The following is a 25,827-nucleotide window of genomic DNA, read 5'->3' as shown; positions in this document are numbered from 1 at the left end:
GCGGACGCGACACGCGCGACGCCTAGGCTCGCGGTCATGAGATCGACGGAGCCGGACGACCGGCCGGCCGAGCAGCCGCACGCCCCCGCCGGCGTGCGGCTGCTCGGCCCCGCCGACATCCGCGAGCTCGCCGCGAGGGCCGGCGTCCGGCCGACGAAGACCCTCGGCCAGAACTTCGTCCTCGACGCCGGAATGGTCCGCAAGATCGTGCGGCAGGCCGACGTCCGGCCGGGGGAGACCGTCGTCGAGGTCGGCCCGGGCCTGGGCTCCCTGACCCTCGGCCTCCTGGAGGCCGGCGCGGACGTCGTCGCCGTGGAGATCGATCCGGTCCTCGCCCGGTTGCTGCCGGGCACGGTCGCGCGTCACGTGCCCGGCCTGGCCCCGTCGACCGGGGGTCCCGTCGCCGGCTCGTCCGACGACGGCCCCGCCGCCGGCTCGCCCGACGACGTGGCGGGCGCCGACCCCGACGATGCGACCGACGGCGTCCCGGCAGGCCCCGACGCACCCGTCCGCCTCGTCGACGCGACCGGTCGCGCGCGCCTGACGGTCGTGCGCGCCGACGCCCTGGCCGTGCGCGCACTGCCCGGTCCGGCGCCGACGGCCCTCGTCGCCAATCTGCCGTACAACGTCTCCGTGCCGGTGCTGCTCACGTTCCTCGAGCGCTTCGCGAGCCTCGACCGCGCGCTCGTCATGGTGCAGGCGGAGGTCGCGGACCGGCTCGCGGCCCCGCCGGGCAGCCGCACGTACGGCGTCCCGTCGGTGAAGACGGCGTGGTGGGCGGCCGCGCGCCGCACCGCGACCGTCGGCCGCGCCGTCTTCTGGCCGGTGCCGAACGTCGACTCCGCGCTCGTCCGCCTCGACCGGCGCCGGCCGCCGACGACCGTCGCGACCCGCGAGGAGGTCTTCGCGGTCGTCGACGCCGCCTTCGCGCAGCGCCGCAAGATGCTGCGCTCGGCGCTGGCGGGCCTCGCGGGGTCGGCCGAGGCGGCGACCGCCGCGCTCGAGGCGGCCGGCGTCGACCCCCGCACCCGCGGCGAGCAGGTGGACGTCGCCGCCTACGCGCGCGTCGCCGAGCACCTGCGCGCCCGCGGCGACCTGCCCGCGACGGACCCCGTCGACCTTTCCGCCGACCCGCCCGCCGACCTCCCCGCCGACCTCCTCGCCGACGACGTCCTCGCGAGGACGCGCCCCGCCGGGGATGGTTGAGTGGCCCCGTGACCCCTCGCCCCCGTGACCTCGTCGGCGTCCCCACGCCCCTGGCCACGGTCGGCCGGTCGACGGGGTCCGGGGACCGCGGCCCGTCCGGCTCCGCCGAGGTGCGTGTCCGCGCGCCGGGGAAGGTCAACCTGTCGCTGCGCGTCGGCCCGGTGGGGCCCGACGGCTACCACCCCCTGACGACCGTGTTCCAGGCGGTGTCGGTGTACGAGGAGGTCGTGGCGACCCCTGCGCCGGACCGCACGCTGTCCGTCTCCGGCCCGCAGGCCGAGCAGGTGCCGACCGACGCGGCCAACCTCGCGCTGCGCGCCGTCGAGCTGGTCGCGGCGCGCACGGGCATCGACGAGGGCATCCACCTGCACCTGCACAAGGGCGTGCCCGTCGCGGGCGGCATGGCGGGCGGCTCGGCGGACGCGGCGGCGGCGATCGTCGCCTGCGACGCGCTGTGGCGCGCCGGGCTGAGCCGCGAGGACATGCTGGCCGTCGCGGCCGAGCTGGGCTCCGACGTCCCGTTCTCCCTGGTCGGGCACACCGCGGTGGGCACCGGCCGCGGTGACGTCCTCACCCCGGCCCTCGCGCGCGGGGAGTTCCACTGGGCCTTCGCCGTCCAGGACCGCGGGCTCGCGACCGCCGCGGTGTACCGCGCCTTCGACGCGCGCGCCGCGACGACCGCCGGCACCGACGCCGACGACACCGCACGCACCGGTGCCACCACCCACGCGCCCCCCGTGCCCGACGACGACGACCTCGCGCTCATGCAGGCCCTGCGCGCGGGCGACTCGCACGCCCTCGGCCGCGCCCTGCGCAACGACCTCCAGGACGCCGCGGTCGCGCTCGACCCGGCGCTCGCGGAGACGCTCGACGTCGCCCGTCGCACGGGGGCGCTCGGCGCGGTCGTCTCCGGCTCGGGCCCGACCGTGGCCGCGCTGGGCCGCAGCCGCCAGCACGCGCTGGTGCTCGCGGCGGCGTTCACGGCGGCGGGCGTCGCGGACCGCGTGCTGACCGCGACCGGTCCCGTGGCCGGCGCCCGCCTCGTCGGCGGCGCGGAGGGCCCGGCGTCCTGACGTAGCCTGCCCCCGACATGGCTCACCTCCTCGGCGCGGATCGCGTCTCCCTCACCCTCGGCACCCGCACCCTCCTCGACGGCGTCAGCCTCGGGGTCGACGAGGGTGCCCGCATCGGCGTCGTCGGGCCCAACGGGGCCGGCAAGTCGACCCTGCTGCGGGTGCTCACCGGACGGCAGGCGCCCGACGCGGGCCGCGTGACGCGCGCCGGCTCCACGCGCGTCGCCCTGCTCGACCAGCGCGACGACCTCACGCCCGGCCGGACCGTCCTCGAGGTCGTGCACGGCGGCGCCGACGAGCACACCTGGGCCTCCGACGCCGGCGTGCGCGCGGTGCACGCCGGGCTGCTGCCCGACGTCGACCTCGCCGCCGACGTCTCCACCCTCTCCGGCGGGCAGCGCCGCCGGGTCGCGCTGGCTGCGCTGCTCGTGCGCGACGACGAGGTGCTCGTCCTCGACGAGCCGACGAACCACCTCGACGTCGAGGGCGTGGCGTGGCTCGCGCGGCACCTCGTCGAGCGGGGCGGCCGCGGCGGGGCGCTCGTCGTCGTCACCCACGACCGCTGGTTCCTCGACGCGGTCTGCACCCGTACCTGGGAGGTGCACGACGGCGTCGTCGACCCCTACGAGGGCGGGTACGCCGCCTACGTGCTGGCCCGCGCCGAGCGCGCCCGGGCGGCCGGCGTGGCCGAGGAGAAGCGGCAGAACGTGCTGCGCAAGGAGCTGGCCTGGCTGCGCCGCGGCGCGCCGGCGCGGACGTCCAAGCCGAAGTTCCGGCTCGACGCCGCCGCCGCCCTCGTCGCCGACGAGCCGCCGCCCCGCGACCAGCTCGAGCTGGCGCGGACGGCCACCGCGCGGCTCGGCAAGGACGTGCTCGACCTCGAGGACGTCACGCTCGTCGTCGGCGGGGGCGACCAGAGCGACGCCCGCCCGGCGCGCACGCTGCTCGACGACGTGACCTGGCGCCTGGGCCCGGGGGACCGCATCGGCGTCGTCGGCGTCAACGGGGCCGGCAAGACGACGCTGCTCGGGCTGCTCGCGGACCGGGTCGCGCCGACCGCCGGCCGCGTGAAGCGCGGCAAGACGGTCGTGGCCGCCGAGCTGCGGCAGGACGTGGAGGACCTCGACGCGCTCGGGCACCTGACCGTCGTCGAGGTGGTCGAGCGCGAGCGGCGGCACCTCGTCGTCGGCGGCAAGGAGGTCACCGCGGCCCAGCTCGTCGAGCGGCTCGGCTTCCCGCGCGACCGGGCCCGCACGCCCGTGAAGGACCTGTCCGGCGGGGAGCGGCGGCGGCTGCAGCTCCTCCGGCTGCTCGTCGGGGAACCCAACGTGCTCCTGCTCGACGAGCCGACGAACGACCTCGACACCGACACGCTCGCGGCGCTGGAGGACCTGCTCGACGGCTGGCCGGGCACGCTCGTCGTCGTCAGCCACGACCGGTACCTGCTGGAGCGCGTGTGCGACCGCCAGGTCGCGCTGCTCGGCGACGGCACGGTCCGCGACCTGCCGGGCGGCGTGGAGCAGTACCTCGCGCTGCGCGAGGCCGGCGCGGGCGACGCGCCGGCGACGGGGCCCGCGTCCCTCACCGGCGGGGGAGCGAGGGTCGCGGCCGGTGCGGCCGCGACGTCCCCCGGGTCCGCCCCGCCGGCCGCGCCCGCCACCCCCGCCGCGTCCGGCGCCGACGTGCGCGCCGCCCGCAAGGAGGTGCAGCGCATCGAGCGCCGCCTCGCGCGGATCGGCGAGCTCGAGGCGGACCTGCACGCGCGGATGGCGGCGCAGGCCACGGACCACGCCGCGGTGCTGGCGCTCGACGAGGAGCTGCGCGCCCTCGCCGCCGAGCGCGCGGAGCTCGAGGAGGCGTGGCTGGAGGCCGCGGAGGTCGCGGGCTAGGCGCGCGGACGCGGGCCGGGTTCGTCGTCGGGGCGCGCGTCGTCGTCGGGGTGCGCCGTCAGGGTGCGTCGAACGGCGCGACGAGCGTGCGCAGCAGGTCCGCCAGGCGGGCGCGCTCCTCGTCGCCCAGGCCGGCGAGGAGGCTCTCCTCCACGTCGAGCAGGTCGGCCATCGCGCCGTCGACGCGCAGGCGGCCCGCCGGGGTCAGCTCCACGAGGACGCCGCGCCGGTCGTCGGGCGAGGGCAGGCGCCGCACGAGGCCCTGCTCGGCGAGGCGGTCGATGCGGTTCGTCATCGTGCCGCTGGTGACGAGCGTCTGCGTCAGCAGGGCGCCGGGGGAGAGCCGGTAGGGCCGGCCGGCGCGGCGCAGGGCGCTGAGCACGTCGAACGCCCAGGCCTCCAGCCCGTGCCGCGCGAAGGCCGACCGTCGGGCCAGGTCGAGGTGCCGCGCCAGCCGTGACACGCGCGAGAGCACCTCCAGCGGCCGGACGTCGAGGTCCGGGCGCTCGCGCCCCCACGCGGCGACGATGCGGTCGACCTCGTCGCGCACGGAGGCCCGCACGCCGCCGCCGCCGTCCCCGCTCGCCACGCGCGAAGGGTACCGGGGCGGTCCGTGCGCCCGGCACGGCGCGGCTCCCCGGACCCGTGAGGGTCAGGCCGGGTCGTTGAGGGTCGGGCGCCGCTCGAGGCCCGACAGCCCGTTCCACGCGAGGTTGACCAGGTGCGCCGCGACCTCCGCCTTACCGGGCCGGCGCGCGTCGAGCCACCACTGCCCGGTGAGGGCCACCATCCCGACGAGCATCTGGGAGTACATGGGGGCCGTGCGCGGGTCGAGCCCCTGACGGCGGAACTGGGCCGCGAGCAGGTGCTCCACCTGCGTCGCGACGTCGCCGATGAGGCTGGAGAACGTCCCGGTGGCCTGCGCGACGGGGCTGTCGCGGACGAGGATGCGGAAGCCGTCCTCCGACTGCTCGATGTAGGCCAGCAGCGCCAGGGTCGTGCGCTCGACGAGGACCTGGGGCCGCCCGCCGGCCTCGAGGGCGCCGGTGAGGGCCGCGGTCAGGGCGCTGATCTCGCGGTCGACGACGACCGCGTAGACGCCCTCCTTGCCCCCGAAGTGCTCGTACACGACGGGCTTGGAGACCTCGGCGCGGGCCGCGATCTCCTCCACGCTCGTGCCGTCGAAGCCCTTCTCGGCGAACAGCCGGCGCGACACGTCGAGGAGCTGCGCGCGCCGCTGGGCCGCCGTCATGCGGGAGCGCGGCGTGCGGCGGGCCTCGGCGGTCACGGACCCATCATGCCCGGCCCGTGACCGGGCGGTGACGACCGGCTGGCACACTGGGGCGGCCGGTCCGCCCTGGTGTAACGGCAGCACGCAGGCCTTTGGAGCCTTGCGGTCCGGGTTCGAATCCTGGGGGCGGAGCCCGGCCGGCCCGCCGGCCGGACGGGCCGGACCCCGCGCCGGGCGCCCGGCCCGCGGCGGTAGAGTGCGGGCGTCCCACCGCCGCTCAGCCCCCGCCCGGGCCGACCCACGAGGAGCACCCCCCGGTGACCTTCCCCCGGCCCGCCGCCGTCGTCGTCCTCGCCGCAGGGGAGGGCACCCGGATGCGCTCGGCGACGCCCAAGGTGCTGCACGCGCTGGCCGGCCGGAGCATGCTCGGTCACGCGCTGGCCGCCGCCCGGGCGCTGGACCCCGAGCGCGTGACCGTCGTCGTCCGGCACGAGCGGGAGCGGGTCGAGGCGCACGCGCGCGAGCACGACCCGGACGTCCTCGTCGCCGTGCAGGACGACGTGCCCGGCACGGGCCGGGCGGTGCAGGCCGCCGTGCGCGTCCTCGACGCGGCGGCGCAGGCCCGGTCCGCGGCGGCGGGCGAGCACGCGGGCGCGGCGGTCGTCGAGGGCGCGGTCGTCGTCATGGCGGGGGACGTGCCGCTGCTCGACGCCGGGACGCTGGGCGAGCTCCTGGCGGCGCACCACGCGGACGGCAACGCCGTGACGGTGCTGACGACCGAGGTGGCCGACCCGACGGGCTACGGGCGGGTGCTGCGCGAGCCGGCGACGGGCGACGTCGTCGGCGTCGTCGAGGAGCGCGACGCCACCGACGAGCAGCGCGCGGTCCGCGAGATCAACACGTCGGTGTACGTCTTCGACGCGGCCGTGCTGCGTGGGGCGCTGGGCCGGCTCGGCCGGGACAACGCCCAGGGGGAGCTGTACCTCACGGACGTCGTCGCCCTCGCCCACGGCGACGGGGGCCGCGTGCGGGCGCTGCGGACGGACGACCCGGCCACGGTCGAGGGCGTCAACGACCGCGTGCAGCTCGCGGCGCTCGCGGCCGAGCTCAACCGGCGGCTGCTCGAGGACTGGATGCGGGCGGGGGTGACGGTGGCGGACCCCGCGACGACGTGGGTCGACGTGGACGTCGAGCTCGCGCCGGACGTCACGCTCCTGCCGGGGACGCAGCTGCGCGGCACGACGAGCGTCGGCGCGGGCGCGACCGTCGGCCCGGACACGACCCTCACCGACGTCGAGGTCGGGGAGCGCGCGACGGTCGTCCGCACGCACGGGGAGCTCGCCGTGGTCGGCGCCGACGCGGTCGTCGGGCCCTTCGCCTACCTGCGGCCCGGCACGGAGCTCGGGGCGGGCGGCAAGATCGGCACCTTCGTCGAGACGAAGAACGCGCAGATCGGCGCCGGCGCGAAGGTGCCGCACCTGACGTACGTGGGTGACGCGACGATCGGGGAGGGCACGAACATCGGCGCGTCCAGCGTCTTCGTCAACTACGACGGCGTGCACAAGCACCGCACGACGATCGGCGCCCACGCCCGCACGGGCTCGGACAACATGTTCGTCGCTCCCGTCACCGTGGGCGACGGCGCCTACACCGGTGCGGGGACGGTCGTGCGGCAGGACGTGCCGCCGGGCGCGCTGGCCGTCAGCGCCGGCCCCCAGCGCACCATCGAGGGCTGGGTGCAGCGGTCGCGCCCGGGCACCCCGGCCGCCCAGGCGGCGGCCCGCGCGCTCGCGGGTGCCGGCGCCGACGACACGCTGTCCCCCCAGGCGCGCCTCGAGCGGGCACGGGCCGACCGACCGGAGGACCAGGACCGATGAGCGCGACCATCCTCAACGCGGGGGAGAAGCGGCTCGTCCTCGTCTCCGGCCGCGCGCACACCGAGCTGGCCGTCGAGGTCGCCAAGGGGCTGGGCATCGACCTCGTCCCGACGACGGCGTACGACTTCGCCAACGGGGAGATCTACGCCCGGTTCGGCGAGTCCGTCCGCGGCGCCGACGCCTTCGTCCTGCAGTCGCACGCGGCGCCGATCAACCAGTGGATCATGGAGCAGCTGCTCATGGTCGACGCCCTCAAGCGGGCGTCCGCGAAGACGATCACCGTCGTCGCGCCGTTCTTCGGCTACGCGCGCCAGGACAAGAAGCACCGTGGTCGTGAGCCCATCTCCGCCCGGCTCATGTGCGACCTGTTCCTGGCGGCCGGCGCGGACCGGCTCATGAGCGTGGACATGCACACCGCGCAGATCCAGGGGTTCTTCGACGGGCCGGTGGACCACCTGTGGGCGATGCCGATCCTCGTCGACTACGTGCGGACCCGCGTCGACACGTCGCAGGTCACCGTCGTCTCGCCCGACGCCGGGCGCATCCGCGTGGCCGAGCAGTGGGCCGCGAAGCTCGGCGGGGGCCCGCTGGCGTTCGTGCACAAGAGCCGTGACATCCGCTCGCCCAACCGCACGGTGTCCAACCGTGTGGTCGGCGACGTCGAGGGGCGCTCGTGCGTGCTCGTCGACGACATGATCGACACCGCCGGGACGATCTCCGGCGCCGTCCGCGTCGTGCTCGAGGCCGGCGCGAAGGACGTCATCGTCGTGGCCACGCACGGGATCCTCTCCGACCCGGCCGTCGACCGGCTCTCCCAGTGCGGCGCGCGGGAGGTCGTCATCACCGACACGCTGCCCATCCCGGAGGAGCGCCGGTTCGGCAGCCTCACCGTCCTGTCGATCGCGCCGCTCATCGCGCGCGCGATCCGCGAGGTGTTCGACGACGGGTCCGTCACCTCGCTCTTCGACGGCCAGACCTGACCGGCGGACGCCCGGTCCGTCCGGGTGCGTCCCGGTCCCGGCCGGTGCGACCGGCTTGGGGCACGGGCGCGCGGACGGTAAGGTGTCGGGGCTGCCTCGGCGAGGGACGTCGGACGGCCACGGTGCACCGCTCCCGGGCGGGAGGACCGCGGCCCGCCGGTCCGTGATCGACAGGGCCACGCGCCTCCGCGTGCCCGTCGGGCGTCCCGCGTCGAGGCCGCCACCGAACCGATCCGTCCTGCCGCCGTTCCGCCGTCCCCGGGCCCATCCCGGCGGGTGCGCGGCCCGTCGGGGGACGTCCCCGTGCCACCCGGCCCGCACCGCGGGCCCCACGTCGTCAGGAGCACCCGTGTCCGAGGTCAAGCTCGTCGCCACCGCCCGCACCGAGTTCGGCAAGGGCGCCGCGCGCCGCCTGCGCCGCGCCCACCAGATCCCCGCCGTCCTGTACGGGCACGGCACGCAGCCCGTGCACGTCGCCCTGCCGGGCCACGAGACGATGCTCGCGGTCAAGCACGCGAACGCGCTCTTCGAGATCGAGCTCGACGGCACCCGCACGCTCGCGCTCGCGAAGGACGTGCAGCGCGACGTCGTCAAGAACGTCATCGAGCACCTCGACCTGCTCATCGTGCGCCGCGGCGAGAAGGTCACGGTCACCGTCCCGGTCACGGTCGAGGGCGAGTCCGCCGCCGGCACGATCCACGTCGTCGACACGCAGGCGCTCGAGGTCGAGGTCGAGGCCACGCACGTGCCCGACGCGGTCGTCGTGAGCATCGACGGCCTCGAGGACGGCGCCATCGTGCACGCCTCCGACGTGACGCTGCCCGAGGGCGCGACGCTGGTCAGCGACGCCGAGACGATCGTCGTGACGGTGTCCGTGCCGCGCGCGTCCGCGGAGGACGTCGCCGCCGAGGAGGCCGCCGCCGAGCTGGCCGCGGAGCAGTCCGCCGCCTCGCAGGCCGAGGCCGGGGCGACCGCCGAGGGCACGTCCGCCGCCGACGACGAGTCCTGACCCCGCACGGGTCTCGCACGACCCCGGCACCACCCCGCGACGCCCGGCACCTGGCCTCAGGTGCCGGGCGTCGCCGCGTCGGCACCCGTCCCGGGCGCGGACCCACCCACGAGAGGACCGAGCGTGAGCGCACCGACCGGACCCTGGCTCGTCGTCGGCCTCGGCAACCCGGGGGCGTCGTACGCGGGCAACCGGCACAACGTCGGCCAGATGGTGCTCGACGAGCTGGCGCGCCGCGCGGGGACGGCGTTCACGTCCCCCGGTGGCGCGGGCGGCCGGCGCCCGCAGGCCGTCGTGGCCGACGTGCGCCTCGGGGTGCTGCCCGGCGGGGCGCCCGGGCCGCGGGCCGTGCTGGCCAAGCCGACGACCTACATGAACGGGTCGGGCGGCCCGGTCGTCGCGCTGGCGCGGTACCACGACATCCCGCCGGAGCGGGTGGTCCTCGTGCACGACGAGCTCGACATCCCGTTCGCGGACGTGCGGCTGAAGAAGGGCGGCGGCGAGGGCGGGCACAACGGCCTGCGCGACACCTCCCGGGCCCTGGGCACCAAGGACTACGTGCGCGTGCGGGTGGGCATCGGGCGTCCACCGGGACGGACGGACCCCGCCGACTTCGTGCTGCGCGACTTCGCCGCCGCCGAGCGCGGGGACCTCGGCTGGCTGGTCGACCGGGCGGCGGACGCGGTCGAGGCCGTCGTCCTCGAGGGGCTCGAGCGGGCGCAGGGGCGGTTCCACACCAAGCCGTGACGGCCCCTCGCGGACCGCTCACGAGGGCCTCGCCCACCATCGGGTGAACAGGGGGCCAACCAGGGTGAAATCGGGCACAACCCCCCCAGCGCGGCGGAGCCGGACTATAGCCTCAACGGGTCCGAAGAGCCGAGCCCGTGGGGGGATCACGATGACACTGGCCGTTGACGGGGACGCCGCGTACGCGGCGGGAGCAGGACCCGATCGGCGCCAGCGCGTCCGTGAGCCGCGGCGGTCCTGGGCCTCGCCCCAGCCGTACGTGCCGCGCAGCACCTACGACAACGCGACCGGTGCCGGTCCCGACTCCTGGCGCCGGACGAGCGCCGGCTACGTGCGGGCGACCGTCGTCGCCGACGCCGTGCTCGCCGCCGTGGTCACCGCGGCGGCCCTCGAGCCGTCGCTGGGCTGGGGCATGCCGCTGGCGGTGTCGGCGGTGGCGGGCGGCCTCGTCTGGCCGGCCGTCGTGGCGGCGGTCCGGGGGTACTCCCGCAAGGAGCTGGGTGCAGGTCCGGCGGAGTTCCAGTCCGTGCTGCGCGCGGCCCTCACCGTCCTGGTCGCGCTCATGGCCGTGGCCTACGTCGCCCAGGTGGACGTGCCGCGCCTGCTGGTCCTCATCGGCGTGCCGCTGCTCGCCGGCCTGTCGGCGGTGGACCGCTACCGCCGGCGCCGCGGCCTGCACCGCGGGCGCCGCGCCGGCACGGACCTGCTCCGCACGGTCGTCGTGGGCGACGAGACGACGGCCGGCCGCGTGCTGGCCGAGCTCGAGCTCAACGCCCACCACGGCTACGGCGCCGTCGGCGTGTGCGTGCCGGACCCGGAGGCGGCCCTGCAGGTCGCGGGGTACCCCGTGGTCGGCGGCTACGGGGACGTCGTCCAGGTCGTGGTGGACCACGCGGCCGACGTCGTCGTCGTCACCGGCGGTGCGCTGCGCGGGGAGGCGCTGCGGCGGCTGTCGTGGGCGCTGGAGCGCGTGGGCGCGCAGCTCGTCGTCGCCCCGGACCTCGTCGAGGTGGCCGGGCCGCGCCTGACCGTCCGGGCCACGTCGAGCCTGTCGCTGCTCGAGGTCGAGGTCGGTGCGCCGCGCCGGCGCCTGCTGGCCAAGGCGGTCCTCGACCGCACGCTGGGCAGCCTCATCCTGCTGGCCGCGTCGCCCGTGGTCCTCGTCTCCGCGGTGGCCGTGGCGCTCACGTCGCCGGGCGGGGCGTTCTTCCGCCAGCAGCGCGTCGGGCTCGACGGCACCACCTTCACCATGTGGAAGCTGCGGACGATGTACCAGGACGCCGAGGAGCGCCGCCTGGCGCTGCTCGCCTCGTCGGACGGCAACGGCCTGCTGTTCAAGATGAAGGCCGACCCCCGGGTCACCGCGGTGGGCAAGCACCTGCGCCGGTTCTCCATCGACGAGCTGCCGCAGCTGTGGAACGTCGTGCGCGGGGACATGTCGCTCGTCGGGCCGCGGCCGCCGCTGCTGGAGGAGGTCGCCGAGTACAGCGACCCCGTCGGCCGCCGGCTGCACGTCCGCCCGGGCCTCACCGGCCTCTGGCAGGTCAGTGGCCGCTCCAACCTCGACTGGGAGTCGTCGGTCCGCCTGGACCTGCGCTACGTCGACAACTGGTCCGTGGCCATGGACCTCATGATCCTGTGGAAGACGGGTCGCGCTGTGCTGGGGGGCTCGGGCGCGTACTGATCCACGGGCCGGCGGCACGAGCCGGTGACGTCACGAGGCCCGGACGGCTGTGATGCCGTCCGGGCCCCGTGCTGTTCCCGTCCGGCCGTCCCGGGGGGCGGGCACGGGGCGGGTGCCGCTGCGCGGCAGGCGGACACCGACCGCGTGCTGCTGCGCGGCAGGCGGACACCGCCCGCGTGCCGGTGCGGCGCGCGTCGGCGCGCCGAGCTGAGGGCGGGTCAGGCCGCGGGAGGCGTCCCGTCGCCGGTCACGCCCGGTCGCGCATCGCCCGCGGGGCCGCGGCGGATCTGCGCGAGCAGGGCGACCGTGCGCACGACGAAGCTGAGCGACAGCCCGATCGCGGCGCCCTCGCCGCCGGCCAGCACGGCCCCCGCGGCGACCCCGCCCAGCAGCACGGCGGCGAAGAGCAGGCCGTTCGTCGCGGCCTCCCGCGCGCGTCCCTGCCCCTGCAGCACCGCGGCGAGGGGGGCGGAGAGCGCGGCGAAGGGCATCCCGACGAGCAGCCAGCGGAACGTGCCCGCCGACCCGGCGTAGCGCTCGCCCATGACCAGCGTGACGACGGGCTCGGCCAGCAGCGCCAGGGGCACGACGACGACGAGCGAGGCGGCACCGGCGAGCAGCAGCGGCCGCACGAGCCGTCGCGCCTGGTGCGCGGTGCCCCGGGAGGCGCGCGGCAGCACGAGGGACGCGATGGTCTGCGGCACGAGGAGCGCGGGCGCCACGAGCTTCGAGGCGGCGGCGTAGGCGCCGGCGGCGCCGGGGGACAGGACCGCGGCGACGACCGTGACGTCGAGCTGGCGGGTCTGGGCTGCGGCGGTGTTCCACATGTACGGCGCGCCCTCCGCCACGAGCGCGCGCACCGGCGTCCGCCCCGGCGCCGCCACGCGCACGAGCCGACGCGTCCACAGCTGCGCCGCGAGCGCCCCGACGAGCCCGGCGGCGCCGTACGCCCACAGCGGGTCTGCGCCCCACGCGGTCGCCGGCAGGAGGAGCGCGATCGCCAGCGCCCGCCGCAGCACCACGGGAAGGCCGGAGGACGTCACCTCCCCGTCCGCGACCGGCACGTTGAGCGCGGCGTCGGTCGTGCGCTCCACGGTCAGCGTCGCCGCGACGAGCACGAGGGCGAGCGGCAGCGCGCCGAGCGCCGCGGCGACGGCCAGGACGCCGGCGGCCAGCGCCACCGTGACCAGGCCGGTCGTCCACGTCAGCCGCAGCGCACCGACGACCGTGGCGTCCTCCCCGCGCGCACGCGCTCGGGAGATGAGGCCCGGCATGCCCAGCCCGGTGAGGACGAGCACCACCGCGAGGATCCCCTGCAGCGCCGTGACGAGGCCGAAGTCGTGCGCGCTGACGGAGCGCGCCAGGACGGCGAACAGCACGGCCTGCAGGACCGAGGCGAGTCCGCGGGACACGAGCAGCACGAGGAACTGGCGCTTCACCGGTCTCCCTCCGGGTCGGTCGGGAGGCGGCGGCCGACCCGCGGGCCGCCCCCCGCCGCCGGGCGTCGCACCGCGGACGCCGCAGGGTCGGACGCCACACCGTCGCGGGCCTGCCCTGGACGCGGCGCTGACGCGGCGCTGCGTAAGGTAGCACCGCCCTCGCGGCACCCGGCCGCGGCACAGGCGAGAGGACCCGATGCCAGCCCAGCCGCCCGCTCCGACCCGGGACGACCGCCGCCGCCGCATCCGCGTGCTCGAGGAGCTCGACCCGCCGGACGGCACGACGCGCTTCGTCGACCAGGTGACGCGCCACCTCGACGAGGACGTCGAGGTGGACTACTTCACCTGGCACAAGGGCCTGCTGTCGCGCTACGACGTGCTGCACCTGCACTGGCCGGAGCGGCTCGTGCGCGGCTACAAGCGCCCGCGGACGCTGGTCAACTACGCACTCGTCGTCGCCCTGGGGCTGCGGGCGCGGCTGCTGCGCGTCGCGGTCGTGCAGACGGAGCACAACCTGGCCCCGCACGAGCGGGGCGGCCGGCTGGAGCGGGCGGTCATGGGCTGGCTGGGGCGCCAGGTGACGGCGAGCATCCGGCTCAACCGGTCGACGCCCCTGCGGCCCGGTGCCCAGGACCACCTGGTCCCGCACGGGGACTACCGCGAACCCTTCGCTGGCCTCCCGCGGCACGAGGCCGTGCCCGGGCGCCTGACCTACGTCGGCATCATCCGCGAGTACAAGGGGGTGGACCGGCTGCTCGCGGAGTTCGCGCGTCTCGACGACCCGGACCTCACGCTCCGGGTCGTGGGTCGCCCCGCCGACGCCCGCTGGCGCGCGCTGGTCGAGGCTGCGGTCGCGACGGATCCTCGCGTGTCCGCGCGGTTGGCGTTCGTGCCCGACGACGAGCTCGTCGCCGAGGTGACGCAGGCGGAGCTCGTCGTCCTGCCCTACGCGCAGCTGCACAACTCGGGCACGCTGCTCGTCGCGCTCTCGCTGGGTCGGCCGGTGCTCGCCCCGGCCGGGCCGGCGCCGCGCGAGCTGCAGGCGGAGGTCGGCGCGGACTGGGTCCGGCTCTACGAGGGCCCGCTCACCGCGGAGCTGCTGCGCGCCGAGCTCGACGCGGTGCGCGGCGGCCTCCCGGGAGAGCCGGACCTGACCGGCCGCGACTGGCCGTCCGTCGGCGCCCGCCACGCCGACGTCTTCCGGGCGGCGGTCGCCGCGGCGCGCGGCGACGGTTCCTCGACCGGGACGGCGAGGTAGCCGCGCCGGCCGTCCTGCGGCGGCGCGGTCCAGAGGCCCGTCAGGCGCGTCGGCCGGCCACGCGTCGACCTCGCGCCGGGCTCGCGGCGGCGTCGCCGGTGCCCACCCGCGCGTCGTCCGCGGACGACCCGCGGCGGCCGAGTGCCAGCACGAGCGCGAGCGGGAGAGCCGCGAACGGGTAGAACATCTGCCGGTCGACCGTGCCGAGGGGCACCTCGAACGACGCGGTGACGAGCAGGGCGACGAGGAACGCCGCCGCCCAGGGGGTCGCTGGTGCCAGGCGTGCGGCGCGGACGCCCGCCCACACGAGTGCGGCCCCGACCAGCAGTGCCACGACGAGGCCCCCGGTGACGAGGAGCTGGACCACCTGGTTGTGGGCGTGGAACGCGAACCCGCCCAGCGCGCCGTCCGACTGGGCCACCCGCAGGTAGTAGTCGGAGCCCCAGCCGAGCCACGGCCGCTCCCGCCACGCCGCCAGCCCCTCGACCCAGTACCAGCCGCGGTTGGTGAAGGCCGTCGGGGAGCGGGTCACGAGCGGGAGCACGACCCACACGACGCCGGCTGCGGCGAGCACCGCGGCGGCCGCACGGGTACGCAGGCCCGGCCGGACCAGGACGAGCAGCGCCCACACGCCGACGGCGGCCACCGCCGCCGCCCAGGACGTGCGCGAGGACGTGAGGAACAGCGCGACGGCCACGACGACCACGCCGGCCCACCGCACGCGGGGTCGCGGCAGGGCGAGCACGGCGGGCAGGCCCACCGCCAGCACGAGGCCCAGGTTGTTGCCGGAGGGGTACGGCCCGGCGAGGATGCCGAAGCCGCTCACGAACTTCTCGTCGGCGACGGACTCGGGGCGCACCTGCGTCCCCGCGTACGGGGTGAGCACGCCCATGAGCAGGCTCAGCACGGCCAGTGCGAGGGTCGACCAGCCGAGCGCGTGCACGGCGGCCCGTCCCGGCCGCAGGAGCGTCACGGCCACGACGATGCCCGCGAACAGCACCATGTCCTTGAGCAGGGTGCCGCCCCCGGAGGCCAGCGTCGTCAGCTGCACGACCCACGCGAGGAGGAGCAGCAGTGCCGGCCCGACGAGGTCCCGCCAGCGCCGCAGGTGCACGAGCGCCACGACGAGGCAGGCCACCAGCACCAGGCCGTCCCCCGCCGTGCCGGCCAGCAGCGCGAGGCGCGCGTCGGGCTCCGGCGTGCCGGTGATCGGGACGAAGGACTTCTGCCCGCCCGTGAGGGAGTCGGTGAGGAGCGGGACCACGTAGCCGACCACGACGGCCAGGACGAAGCCGACCTCGAGGTACGGGTGCACCCGCCCCCCGAGCGTGCGCAGGGACGTGAGCACCGAGTCGCCCTCCCTCACCGGCGCCCCCGCAGCCGGACCAGCGTCGACCGTGCCGCGACACCCAGGAACAGGGGGCCGCGCAGCAGGTAGCGCCGGGCGAGCCGACGGGGCTCCAGCGCCAGGCGGAAGAGCCACTCGGCCCCCACGGCCTGCATGACCCGCGGGGCCCGGCGCTTGATGCCGGCGGCGAAGTCGACCGCCGCGCCGGCACCGACGTAGATCCCCGGGGGCAGCTCGGAGCGCCAGCGGTGCACCCACACGTCCTGCTTGGGCGAGCCGAGGCACACGAACACCCAGTCGGCCCGCAGCGCCGCGAGCCCGTCGACGACCTCGCGGCCGGCGGGGTCGTCGACGCCGTCGATGAGCGGGAAGGGCACCGTGACGACGTCGGCGCCGTACTGCTGGCGCAGACGGCGCGCGGCCTCCTCGGCCACGCCCGGCGCGCCGCCCGTCATGGCGATGCGCCAGCCCCGCCCCGGGGCGCGCTCCGCCACCTCGGGCAGCAGGTCGGCCCCCGTGAGGCGGTGCAGGCGGTGCGCACCCAGGGCGCGACCGAGCAGGACGAGGGGGGCGCCGTCCGGGATGAGCAGCTCGGCGTGGCGGAAGGCGTCCCGGAGGAGGGGGTCGCGCTCGAGCATGACGAGCTGGTCGACGTTCGGCGTGATGAGGTGCAGCGGCGCCGTGCCGGTGCCGGCTGCGTCCAGCCGGGCGATGAGGTCGTCGACCCCGCCGGAGAACAGCTCCGTGCCGTCGATGCGGGCGCAGCCCTCGTCGTCCACGGTCAGCAGGACGTGCGGCGCCCGTGCGGGGACGGTCACGACGGCCACCGGAGGTCCCGTCCCGGGCGCGGCTGCCGCGCGGACGTCCGCCGCGCCGGGGCTGCCGCCATGGTGTCCTCCGAGGTGGGGTGGGCCCCGGCCGGTGCGCCGGCCGCGGGTCGGGACGGCCTCGCCGCGTGGTCGTCCACACCGCCGGCCGTCGATCGGACCGACCGTACCAGCGGGGATCCGGGCCCCTCGGGGGTCCCGTCCGGATTTCGCCCGGTCGGCCCCGGTGCGGGACGCGGGCGGATGAAACCGAGCCGCAGCCGGGTGATCATCACCACCGGCCCGAGGGCGGCCGGGGGGCAGCGGTTAGTGTGTCCAAAACACCCGATTGCGCGGAACTGGTGCGTCCGCAGCCGGTCGCGAGCGGGTGGTCCGCGGAGCCGAGCCGGGAAGGAGCGTGCCTTGCACATCGCGATGGTCGGCACGCGCGGTGTCCCGGCACGCTACGGGGGGTTCGAGACCTGCGTCGAGGAGGTCGGCGCGCGGCTCGTCGAGCTCGGGCACGAGGTGACGGTGTACTGCCGTACGGGAGGACCCGGGGCGGAACGTCCCGAGACGTTCCTCGGCATGCGTCTCGTGCACCTGCCGGCGCTGCGTCACCGCGCGCTGGAGACCCTGTCGCACACGGCTCTGTCGGTCCTGCACCTCCTGCGCCACCGCACCGACGTGGTGCTGCTCTTCAACGCCGCCAACTCCCCGTTCCTGCCGCTGCTGCGCGTCGCGGGGCTGCCGGTGGCGACGCACGTCGACGGCCTGGAGTGGAAGCGCGCCAAGTGGTCGGGGCTCGGTCGACGCTTCTACCGGTTCGCGGAGTCCTGGGCCGTGCGGTGGTCGGACGCGCTCATCTCCGACTCCCCGGGGATCGAGTCGTACTACCGCCGGGAGTTCGACGCGCCCACGGTGCAGATCGCGTACGGCACCCCTGAGGTCGACGACGCCGCGGTCATGCGGGTGCGGGAGCTCGGTCTCGAGCCCAAGCGCTTCCACGTGGCCGTGGCGCGCTTCGAGCCGGAGAACCACGTCGACGTCATCGTGGAGGGGTACGTGCGCTCCCGCGCCGCGCTCCCGCTCGTCGTCGTCGGGTCCGCGCCGTACGGGCAGCAGTACACCGACCGTGTGCACCGGCTGGCCGACGAGCGCGTGCGCTTCCTCGGCGGCGTCTGGGACGCGGAGCTGCTCGGCGCGCTGTACGGCGGCAGCCTCTCCTACCTGCACGGCCACTCGGTGGGCGGCACCAACCCCTCCCTGCTGCGCGCGATGGCCGGCGGGACGTCCGTCATCGCGTGGGACGTCGACTTCAACCGCGACGTCGTCGGGGACGCGGGGTTGTACTTCTCCGACCCCGCCGGCGTCGCCCGCGCGCTGGAGCGCACGGAGGCCGACGAGCCCGGGACTGCCGCACGTGCGGCCGCGGCGCTGGTGCGGTCGAAGGACTACGACTGGGACGACGTGGCAGGGCGCTACTCCCGGCTGGCCGAGGACCTGCCCGGCCTGCGCCGCCTCGGGCGACGCCCGTCGGGCCGGCGCCGGCACGGCACCCGGCGATGACGCGCGGCGTCACCCCGCGGGCCGGCGGTACCTGGTGACCCAGCTCGCGGGCGTCGCGGCCCGCGGCACCGCCGTCACGGTGCTCATGCAGGTCGCGAAGATGCTCCTGCAGGTCGGCTCGGTGACGGTGCTCGGGCGGCTGCTCCTGCCGGAGACGTTCGGCCTCGTGGCCATGGTGACCGCGGTCATCGGCGTCGCAGAGCTGCTGCGCGACTTCGGGCTCTCGCTCGCGTCGATGCAGAGCAGGCAGCTCACCGACGCCGAGCGCAGCAACCTCTTCTGGGTCAACACGGGCCTCGGTCTGCTGTGCGCCGCGGCCGCGTGGGGGGTCACGCCGCTGATCGTCGCCGTCTACGACGAGCCGACGTTGAGCGCGGTCGTGCCGCCCCTGGCCGGCGCGTTCGTGCTGTCCGGCATGACGACGCAGTTCCGCGCCGACCTCGCGCGTCGTTTCCGGTTCGGCGCCCTCGCCGTGACGGACATCCTCGGCCCCGCCGTGGGGATCGCCGTCGCGATCGTCCTCGCCGCCCGCGGCGCGGAGGTCGAGGCCCTGGTCGCGCAGCAGCTGACCGCGGCGGCCGTCACGCTGGTGGTCGCCGTCGTGCTGGCCGGCTGGCTGCCGCGCTGGTACCGCCGCGACGTGCCGCTGGGCCGCTTCTTCCGGTTCGGCGGGCACGTCCTGGGAGCCCAGCTGCTCGACTACGTGACCCGCAACGCCGACACCGTCGCCCTCGGCGCGGTGTGGGGCGCGGCGCCCCTGGGCGTCTACACCCGCGGCTACCAGCTCGCCGTCGTGCCGATCAACCAGATCAACGCACCGTTGACGAAGGTCGCGGTCCCCGTGCTCGCCCGCGTGACCGACGACCGGGCCGCGCTCGAGCGGGGCATGCGGCGCGCGCAGCTCGTCGGCTGCTACGTCACCGCTCCGCTCCTGGCGGTCGCGGGAGCGCTGGCGGTGCCGGCGGTGGCGATCCTGCTCGGTCCGGGCTGGGACGCCGTGGCCCCGATCTTCGCCGTCCTCGCGGTGGGCAGCTCCTTCCGCGCGATCTCGCAGATCGCCTACTGGGGCTTCCTCGCCACCTCCTCGACAGGTGCGCTCCTGCGCCTGCAGCTGTGGGCGCAGCCCCTCATGGTGCTCCTGCTGCTCGCGGGGCTGCCCTGGGGCGGCGTGGGCGTCGCCGTCGGCTACCTCGTCGGCTCCGTCGGCTACTGGGTCGCCTCCATCGCCGCCTTCGGCCGTGCCACCCGCACCCCCGTCCGGGGGCTCTACGCGACGGGCGCCCGGGCCCTGCTCGGTGTGGCGCTGCCCGCCGCGGCCGCTGCGCACCTCGTCCAGCGGACCGTGGACGGGTCCGTCGTGGCGGTCCTCCTCGGGGTGGCCGCGGCCGCCGCGGCTGTCGCCCTGGTCGCCCTCGTCGTGCGCCCGGTGCGGCGCGACCTGCAGGGGCTGGTCACGACCGCCCTCCTGCTGCGCCGCCGGGGCTGACACCGGCACCTGCACCGGTACCGCACCCTGCACGTGCGTCGCCACCCTTGGCGCCGCGGCACTGCGGTGACCGGGTGAACCCTCCTGGTCGCGGCCCCGCGCGACGAGGCCGCTTGTACCCTGGACGGGCCGTCCGAGCCAGGAGTGACGCCGACGGCACGACCCCCCGGAGCGGAGACCCATGAGCGTGCTGAGCCTGTCCGGCGTCCGTGGGCGCCCGACGACCTCGCCCGCGGACCGGGTCGTCCGCGACAGCCGCGTCCTCCTCGCGGCGGCCGTCGCCGTCGTCGTCGTCGCGGCCTGGGGCCTGACGCAGGGCGTGCCCGTCGTCGTGCTGCTCGGCGTCGCCGCCGTCCCGGCCGTGCTGGCGCTCGGCTACCGCTACGCCTTCGCGGCCCTCGCCGCCGTGGTCGTGCTCCGTCCGCTCGTCGACGGCGCGGGGCTGCCCGGGGTGAACCCGGCCCTCGGCCTGGCCGTCGTCCTCGTCGCGCTGGTCGTGGCCCTGCACGACGCCCGCGCGCTGCTCCTGCTCGTCGTCCTGGCCGTCCCGTTGGCGCTCGCGACCTGGAACGGGCAGCAGTCCTACGGCGCCGTGGCGATCGAGGAGGGTGTCCGCCGCTTCAGCGCCGTGGCCGTGGCCGCGGTCGTGCTCGTGGCGCCGGTCCGCATGACGCGGGCGCGTGCCGCGCGGCTCGTCCAGGTGGCCGGCGTCGTGCCCGCCGCGGTCGCGCTGCTCCAGGCCGTCACGGGCACGGGCACCACCATCGGGGACGTGGTGCGCTCGCAGGGGACCCTCTCGCAGGCCAACCCGGCCGCCTTCGTCTTCGCGGTGTGCGCCTTCGCCTCGGCCGTCCTCGTCCTCGAGGGCGGCCCGCACCGGCGGCTCGACCTCGCCGCCGTCGGCTACTTCTCGGTCGCCGTGGTCACCACCGGGAGCATCACCGGCCTGCTCGCGCTCGTGCTCCTGCTGACGGTCCACACCGTCGTCGCGCACGGGCTGTCCTCGCGGTTCTCCTGGGCGGCGATGGGCGGCGTCGCGGTGCTCGTGGTCGCGGCGCTGCTGTCGCCGCTGGGGCAGGGGCGCATCGCCGAGTACACGGCGACCCAGGGGCCGGTGCAGGAGGAGAGCTCCCTGGCGTGGCGTTTCAACGCCTGGAACCGCGTGATCGCCGCCTGGCGGGAGCGGCCGGTGGAGGGGCTGGGCCTCGGCGCGGCGCAGCCGGGAGGCATCCTCACGGACAACATTCCCCACAACGAGTACCTCCAGGCGCTCGCGGAGACCGGCCTCATCGGGCTGCTGCTGTTCCTGACCGGCGTCGTCCTCGTGCTCGTCGCCGTCGTGGTCCTGCACCGGCGTGGGGCCTCCCGGCTCAACGTCGCGCTCGTCGTCGCGCTCGTCGTCGGCGTCGCCGTCCACGCGAGCGCGAGCAACACCTTCCACGCGACGCCGTCCCTGTTCCTCGTCGTCACCCTGCTCGCAGCCGCCCTGCGCGTGGCGGTGCAGGAGGCACGTGCCGCTGCGCGCACCGTCGGCGCGCAGGTGGCGGCGTGACGGCGGCCCCGCAGCCCGGTCACGACCGCGTCGCCGAGCGGCGGGTCCGCGTCATGGAGGTGCTCGACCCCCCGGACGGGCGTACCGCGCAGTACGCCGACCAGGTGACCGCCGGCATGGGCCCCTCCGTGGACGTGCGCTGGTTCTCCTGGCGCCGCGGCCTGACGACGCGCTACGACGTGCTGCACCTGCACTGGCCGGAGCAGCTCCTGCGGGGCGGGAACCGCGCGTCCACGTGGGCCAACCGCGCCGCCTTCGTCGTGCTCGTCCTGCGCTGCCGGCTCCTCCGCGTGCCGATGGTCCAGACGGCGCACAACGTCCGGCCCCACGAGCCGCGGCCGGGCGTCGAGGAGCACCTCCTGCGGTGGTACCGCCGGCACCTGTCGGCCGTGGTCAGGCTCAACGCGTCCACGCCGCCGCAGCCGGGCACCGTGGACGTGCTCGTGGGCCTGGGGCACTACCGCCAGGCGTTCGCCCGCCACCCGCAGCCCCCGTCGGTGCCCGGGCGCCTCCTGTCCTTCGGGATCATCCGGCCCTACAAGAACGTGCCCGCGCTGCTCGCCGCCTTCGCCGGTCTGGACGGTGACGTGAGCCTGCACGTGGTCGGCCGCGCTGCGGACGACGAGGTGCGGCGGGGCGTGGTCGAGGCGGCCGCGCGGGACCCCCGGGTGCGGGCCACCCTCGACTTCGTCGGCGACGACGTCCTCGTCCGCGAGGTGTGCGAGAGCGCGCTGGTGGTGCTGCCGTACCGCGAGATGAACAACTCGGGCGCGGTGCTCGTCGCGCTGTCCCTCGCGCGGCCGGTGCTGGCGCCCCGGTCGGCCGTCAACGAGGAGCTCGTCCGGGAGGTCGGGCCCGGGTGGCTGCACCTGTACGACGGCGACCTGACGACGCGGCACCTGGCTGAGGCCCTCGCGGCCGGGGTGCCGGCGGGGGAGCCGCGCCTCGTCGACCGGGACGAGGCGACCGTCGGCGCCCGGCACGCCGCCCTGTTCCACCTCCTGCACGAGCGACGACCGCGCGGCGTACACCGCGGCCGGACCCGCGTCGCCGACCGACCGACCGTCATGACCTCGACCGGGCAGAGCGCCCGGCCTGGCCGAGAGTAGGGAATCCATGGACCTGCGTGACCTGGTGGCGCACCTCAAGCGGAGCTGGGCGCCCGTCGCGCTGCTGACCCTCCTGGGGGCGGCGGTGGCCTTCGGCTTCGTCGCCAACCAGCCGAAGACGTACTCCGCCTCCGCCCGCGTGCTCGTCGCGCCCAACGCGTCGAGCTCCGACCTCAACGGCGGGGCCAGCTTCGTCGAGCGCGTGGTCGTCACGTACGCGGCGCTGGTGCGGACGCCGGTCGTCCTGGAGCCCGTCGCGGAGGAGCTCGGGTACCCCGGCGGCGACGCTCTGCTGGGCAGCGTGACGGCGTCGGTCGACTCCGGGACGACGTTCATCACCGTCTACGCCGAGCAGCAGGACCCGGCAGCCGCTGCCGCCCTCGCCGACGCGCTGGCCGACCGGCTCGGCGAGGCGATCCTCGACGTCGCCCCGGCCCAGGACGGCGTGTCCGCGGTGAGCGTCAGCACCGTGGCTCAGGCGACGGTGCCGGCGACGGCGTCCTCCCCGGACATCCCCGTCACCACGGCGTTCGGCGCCGTGCTGGGCTTCATCGTCGGGCTCGGGTTCGTGCTGCTGCGCGCGGCGCTCGACACGCGGGTGCGGACCGAGGCCGACCTGCGTCGCCTGACGCCGGCCCCGGTCGTCGGCGTGCTCTCGTCCCGGGAGCGCGCCGGGATGGCCGGTGGGCGGACCTGGGGCGAGGACTACCGCCGCCTGCGCACGAACCTGCGCCTGCTCAACGAGGCCCAGCGCCCGCGCAGCGTGGTGGTCGCGTCCTCGTCGGGGACGGGCGGCACGGCCGCCGTGGCCTTCAACCTGGCGCGGGCGGCGGCCGAGGGCGGTCTCAAGGTGTGCCTGGTCGAGGCCGACCTGCGCCGCCCCTCTCTCGCGCAGAGCTTCAACCTGCCCGAGCAGCCGGGCCTGGGGGACGTCCTCGCGGGGACCGCCGTCATCTCCGGCGCGCTGCACCAGGTCGACGGCGTCGCCGTCATGCCGGCCGGAGTCACGACGCTGAGCCCCGCCGACGTGGTGACGTCGCCCGACATGGCCCGCCTGCTGGCGGAGCTGACCGCGTCCTACGACCTCGTGGTCGCCGATGCGCCGCCGCTGCCGCAGGTCACCGACGCCGCGGCGCTCGGGGCCGTGGCCGAGGGCGTCGTCCTCGTCGTCGAGCGGTCCCGCGTGACCCGGGACCAGGTCGCCGCCGCCGTCGGCGCGCTCGACCTGGCGGGTGCGCGCCTGCTGGGGACGGTGCTCGAGGCGGCGCCCGAGCCCACCGTCGCCCGCGGATGACGGGCTGACGGCGGCCCCGACGGACGGTCGCGGACGACGGAGGGGCGGGACCGCCACGGTCCCGCCCCTCCGTCGTCCCCAGCCTTGGCGACCCTCAGCTCAGGGCTGCAGCCCGGGCAGGGTGCCGGCGCGGCGCTGGCCGCCGCCCGCGACCGTCTCGGGCGTGTTGTTGGTCAGCACGCGCATGAGCGGGTAGAGCTTGCGGAAGTCCGCGTGCAGGGCGGCCGCCTGCGCCGGGTCGACCCCGGACTCCGCGTACAGCGCCACGGTCGAGGACCGGATGAGCACGTGGGCGCCGTAGTCCTGCAGCGCCCGGGCGAGGGCGCGACCCTCGGGGGACAGGTCCAGGGCGTCGACGTCCACGGACGCCGGGATGGCCAGCATCGTGCCCATGGGGATCGTGCCCGAGTACGCCCACGAGGAGTCCCCGTCCTCGGTACGGGCCGGCCACACCTGGCCCTCCTTGAGCATCCAGTTGGGGATGCCGACCGCGAGCGTGTGGTCGATGGAGCGGGCCTGGAGCTCCTCCGCACGGATGAGGCCCGCGAAGAACGACACCCCGGACGCGCGGGAGCCGTCCTTCATGCCGTCGCCGGTCAGGTCGGTCTTGACCACCCGGGTCGTGGTCCAGCTCGTCGCGCCGACCTTGGTCATCTTGTAGAACTCCCAGGCCGTACGGCCGTCGGGCTCGATGATCCCCACGTGCTTGTCCGTGCCGTAGGTGGCGGTGGTGCCGGACGGGATGCGCACCTTGTGCACGTCGCCGGTCTTCGTGTTCGTGACCGTGGCGACCGGGTCGCTGCTGCGGGCCTGGAAGACGGCGATCGACCAACGGGTGGAGTTCACCACCGGCGTGCCGGACAGGAAGGTCCGCGTGCGCGTGTCCCAGGTCTGCTCGAAGCGCGCACCCGAGCCGACGGCCGTGTTCCAGACCGCCGACGACGCGAAGGGGTGCTCTGCCGGGTCACGCAGCTCCCCGGGCGCAGGCGCCGGGGCCGGGGCCGGGGCGGGAGCGGGCACCGGTGCGGGCGCCGGTGCCGGTGCCGGTGCGGGGGCCGGTGCGGGGGCCGGGGCCTCGCCCGCCGGGGACGCCGCGTCCGCGTCGAAGTCGTCGTAGGTCACGGTGACGTCCCCGTCGGCCTTCGACACGTACGTGCTGAGGCCGACCTCGCCCGCCGTCTGCAGGCCGGGGGTCCCGTCGGTCGTCTCGACCTGCCAGCCGTCCGGCTCGGCGCTGCCCGCGGGCCAGGCCTTCGCGCGCAGGGTCGTCGGTGAGGTGCCGGTCACCGCGAGCCGCACCTCGTAGTTCGCGTCCGGCGCGTAGTCCGCGTCGAGCGGGGCGCTCGCGAGCGTCGTGCCGGCCTGTGCCAGGCGCAGCTCGAGCGCGCCCTCCCACGTCACGACGAGACGGGCGCGGTAGTCGCCGGCGCCGGGGACCGCGCGGCCCAGGACCGAGGCGTAGACGGCGGGACCTGCGCCGGCCGCACGGTTCGTCCGGACGGTGGCCCGGGTGTCCGTGGCCGTCCGCGACACGTCGTGCAGGAGCGAGGCGGCCGTGACGCCGCTGCCGACCGTGTGGCGACCGGCACCACCGGTGACGTAGTACCAGGCGCCGCTCTCGTCGTCGCTCCAGGTCCCTCCCTGCTGGGCGGGGCCCCAGCCGTCGCCCAGCTCCCGGGAGAAGGCGTCCTGCGCCACCGCCTCGGTGTCGGCGGCGACGGCGGAGGACGCGGCGGCCGTCGTGGCGCCGGTGGCGAGCAGGACGGCCGCGAGGGACAGCCCGCCGGCGCGGACGGTCGCCGGTCGTCGGGAGGACCGTCCATCGGCAGGACCGGACGGGACGGAGGCGACGGAACGGTTCGTCGTGGGGAGGCCGAAGGGCACGAGCAACTCCTCGAGCGGCGCAGCGGTGCGCGCCGGAGACGGGGCAGGGTCATGGTGGTGCCGCCGCCGGGGCGGGGCGGGTCGACCGTACGGGGGCTCCGGCGCGCCGAGAACCCCGCCGTGCCACCGGGCGCACCGGCGGTCAGCGGGTGAAAGTCGGCCCCGGGGCACGCCGGAACGGGTCCGTGGTGCTATACGCGGCGGCCGCGGTCGAGGGCTCGGCCGGTGTGTCACCCCTGCTCACGCCCCGAGGTCGTCGTCGCGCGCCCTCGACCACCGCTCCACGCGTGCCCGAGGGCGCTCTCGGGCACCCGCACCCCCGGCCGTGACCTTCCTGTGACCCAACACACGCGGGTCGCGGCGGCTGGAGTCCAGCATGTGGACGC

Annotated in this window: 20 protein-coding genes and 1 tRNA gene; 15 read left to right on the top strand and 6 right to left on the bottom strand. The window is 76.4% G+C overall.

Annotated features, from left to right (window positions below; all coding sequences use genetic code 11):
- Positions 1-36: 36 nt before the first annotated feature.
- Genes AC2TDM_RS13545 through AC2TDM_RS13535 form a run of 3 tightly spaced genes read left to right on the top strand, consistent with a single transcriptional unit; the run spans position 37 to position 4,168 of the window.
- Positions 37-1,206: a ribosomal RNA small subunit methyltransferase A gene (locus AC2TDM_RS13545; protein WP_484634966.1), complete on the top strand. Its 1,170-nt coding sequence runs from the start codon at positions 37-39 to the stop codon at positions 1,204-1,206.
- Between the two features lie 50 nt (positions 1,207-1,256).
- Positions 1,257-2,279 (top strand): 4-(cytidine 5'-diphospho)-2-C-methyl-D-erythritol kinase, encoded by a 1,023-nt coding sequence (locus AC2TDM_RS13540; protein WP_090031683.1) that lies wholly within the window; start codon positions 1,257-1,259, stop codon positions 2,277-2,279.
- Between the two features lie 17 nt (positions 2,280-2,296).
- A complete protein-coding gene (locus tag AC2TDM_RS13535; RefSeq protein ID WP_484634965.1) occupies positions 2,297-4,168 on the top strand; it encodes an ABC-F family ATP-binding cassette domain-containing protein in 1,872 nt (623 codons plus the stop codon).
- Positions 4,169-4,226: 58 nt separating this feature from the next.
- Here the strand turns inward: AC2TDM_RS13535 and AC2TDM_RS13530 are convergent, their stop codons facing one another.
- A complete protein-coding gene (locus AC2TDM_RS13530; RefSeq protein WP_275407339.1) occupies positions 4,227-4,757 on the bottom strand; it encodes a MarR family winged helix-turn-helix transcriptional regulator in 531 nt (176 codons plus the stop codon).
- A gap of 63 nt (positions 4,758-4,820) precedes the next feature.
- On the bottom strand, positions 4,821-5,420 hold the full coding sequence (locus tag AC2TDM_RS13525) for a TetR/AcrR family transcriptional regulator (RefSeq protein ID WP_090031680.1): 600 nt from the start codon (positions 5,418-5,420) through the stop codon (positions 4,821-4,823).
- A gap of 99 nt (positions 5,421-5,519) precedes the next feature.
- Between AC2TDM_RS13525 and AC2TDM_RS13520 the strand changes: the two genes are divergently transcribed.
- The 6 genes from AC2TDM_RS13520 (at position 5,520) to AC2TDM_RS13495 (ending at position 11,696) form a co-directional block, all read left to right on the top strand.
- Positions 5,520-5,591: transfer RNA gene (locus tag AC2TDM_RS13520), tRNA-Gln, on the top strand.
- 125 nt (positions 5,592-5,716) lie between these two features.
- The gene (gene glmU / locus AC2TDM_RS13515; protein WP_484634964.1) at positions 5,717-7,276 is read left to right on the top strand and encodes a bifunctional UDP-N-acetylglucosamine diphosphorylase/glucosamine-1-phosphate N-acetyltransferase GlmU; all 1,560 of its coding nucleotides are present in this window, start codon (positions 5,717-5,719) and stop codon (positions 7,274-7,276) included.
- Positions 7,273-8,256 carry a ribose-phosphate diphosphokinase gene (locus AC2TDM_RS13510; RefSeq protein WP_484634963.1) on the top strand — a complete coding sequence of 328 codons (984 nt, stop codon included), beginning with the start codon at positions 7,273-7,275 and terminating at the stop codon, positions 8,254-8,256. Before glmU ends, AC2TDM_RS13510 begins: the two co-directional genes overlap by 4 nt.
- 349 nt (positions 8,257-8,605) lie before the next feature.
- Positions 8,606-9,265, top strand: coding sequence for a 50S ribosomal protein L25/general stress protein Ctc (locus AC2TDM_RS13505; RefSeq protein ID WP_484634962.1), 660 nt, complete (start codon positions 8,606-8,608; stop codon positions 9,263-9,265).
- 123 nt (positions 9,266-9,388) lie between these two features.
- On the top strand, positions 9,389-10,012 hold the full coding sequence (pth, locus tag AC2TDM_RS13500) for an aminoacyl-tRNA hydrolase (protein ID WP_484634961.1): 624 nt from the start codon (positions 9,389-9,391) through the stop codon (positions 10,010-10,012).
- Between the two features lie 151 nt (positions 10,013-10,163).
- A complete protein-coding gene (locus AC2TDM_RS13495) occupies positions 10,164-11,696 on the top strand; it encodes a sugar transferase (RefSeq protein ID WP_484634960.1) in 1,533 nt (510 codons plus the stop codon).
- A gap of 218 nt (positions 11,697-11,914) precedes the next feature.
- Here AC2TDM_RS13495 and AC2TDM_RS13490 read toward each other — a convergent pair whose 3' ends face one another.
- Positions 11,915-13,135: a lipopolysaccharide biosynthesis protein gene (locus AC2TDM_RS13490; protein ID WP_484634959.1), complete on the bottom strand. Its 1,221-nt coding sequence runs from the start codon at positions 13,133-13,135 to the stop codon at positions 11,915-11,917.
- Positions 13,136-13,331: 196 nt separating this feature from the next.
- Here AC2TDM_RS13490 and AC2TDM_RS13485 point away from each other — a divergent pair, with 196 nt between their 5' ends.
- Positions 13,332-14,393 (top strand): glycosyltransferase, encoded by a 1,062-nt coding sequence (locus tag AC2TDM_RS13485; RefSeq protein ID WP_484634958.1) that lies wholly within the window; start codon positions 13,332-13,334, stop codon positions 14,391-14,393.
- A gap of 40 nt (positions 14,394-14,433) precedes the next feature.
- Here the strand turns inward: AC2TDM_RS13485 and AC2TDM_RS13480 are convergent, their stop codons facing one another.
- Complete coding sequence (locus tag AC2TDM_RS13480; RefSeq protein ID WP_484634957.1) at positions 14,434-15,741, bottom strand: O-antigen ligase family protein; 1,308 nt, start codon at positions 15,739-15,741, stop codon at positions 14,434-14,436.
- Between the two features lie 14 nt (positions 15,742-15,755).
- Positions 15,756-16,559, bottom strand: coding sequence for a WecB/TagA/CpsF family glycosyltransferase (locus AC2TDM_RS13475; RefSeq protein ID WP_484634956.1), 804 nt, complete (start codon positions 16,557-16,559; stop codon positions 15,756-15,758).
- 423 nt (positions 16,560-16,982) lie between these two features.
- Here AC2TDM_RS13475 and AC2TDM_RS13470 point away from each other — a divergent pair, with 423 nt between their 5' ends.
- The 5 genes from AC2TDM_RS13470 to AC2TDM_RS13450 all read left to right on the top strand — a co-directional run bounded on the left by AC2TDM_RS13470 (position 16,983) and on the right by AC2TDM_RS13450 (position 23,557).
- Positions 16,983-18,116 carry a DUF1972 domain-containing protein gene (locus AC2TDM_RS13470; RefSeq protein WP_484636463.1) on the top strand — a complete coding sequence of 378 codons (1,134 nt, stop codon included), beginning with the start codon at positions 16,983-16,985 and terminating at the stop codon, positions 18,114-18,116.
- Between the two features lie 34 nt (positions 18,117-18,150).
- A complete protein-coding gene (locus AC2TDM_RS13465) occupies positions 18,151-19,602 on the top strand; it encodes a lipopolysaccharide biosynthesis protein (protein ID WP_484634955.1) in 1,452 nt (483 codons plus the stop codon).
- A 181-nt stretch (positions 19,603-19,783) separates the two neighbouring features.
- Positions 19,784-21,154, top strand: a complete 1,371-nt coding sequence (locus AC2TDM_RS13460) for an O-antigen ligase family protein (RefSeq protein ID WP_484634954.1) — start codon at positions 19,784-19,786, stop codon at positions 21,152-21,154.
- Positions 21,151-22,263, top strand: coding sequence for a glycosyltransferase (locus AC2TDM_RS13455; protein ID WP_484634953.1), 1,113 nt, complete (start codon positions 21,151-21,153; stop codon positions 22,261-22,263). Before AC2TDM_RS13460 ends, AC2TDM_RS13455 begins: the two co-directional genes overlap by 4 nt.
- A 7-nt stretch (positions 22,264-22,270) precedes the next feature.
- Positions 22,271-23,557, top strand: a complete 1,287-nt coding sequence (locus AC2TDM_RS13450) for a tyrosine-protein kinase domain-containing protein (protein ID WP_484634952.1) — start codon at positions 22,271-22,273, stop codon at positions 23,555-23,557.
- 99 nt (positions 23,558-23,656) lie between these two features.
- On the opposite strand, the gene AC2TDM_RS13445 is transcribed toward AC2TDM_RS13450, so the two are convergent.
- Positions 23,657-25,441, bottom strand: coding sequence for a hypothetical protein (locus AC2TDM_RS13445; protein WP_484634951.1), 1,785 nt, complete (start codon positions 25,439-25,441; stop codon positions 23,657-23,659).
- Between the last annotated feature and the right edge of the window lie 386 nt (positions 25,442-25,827).

It is taken from the genome of Cellulomonas sp. plas2, from assembly GCF_057221735.1.
This window is presented reverse-complemented; position numbering and strand designations above follow the sequence as displayed.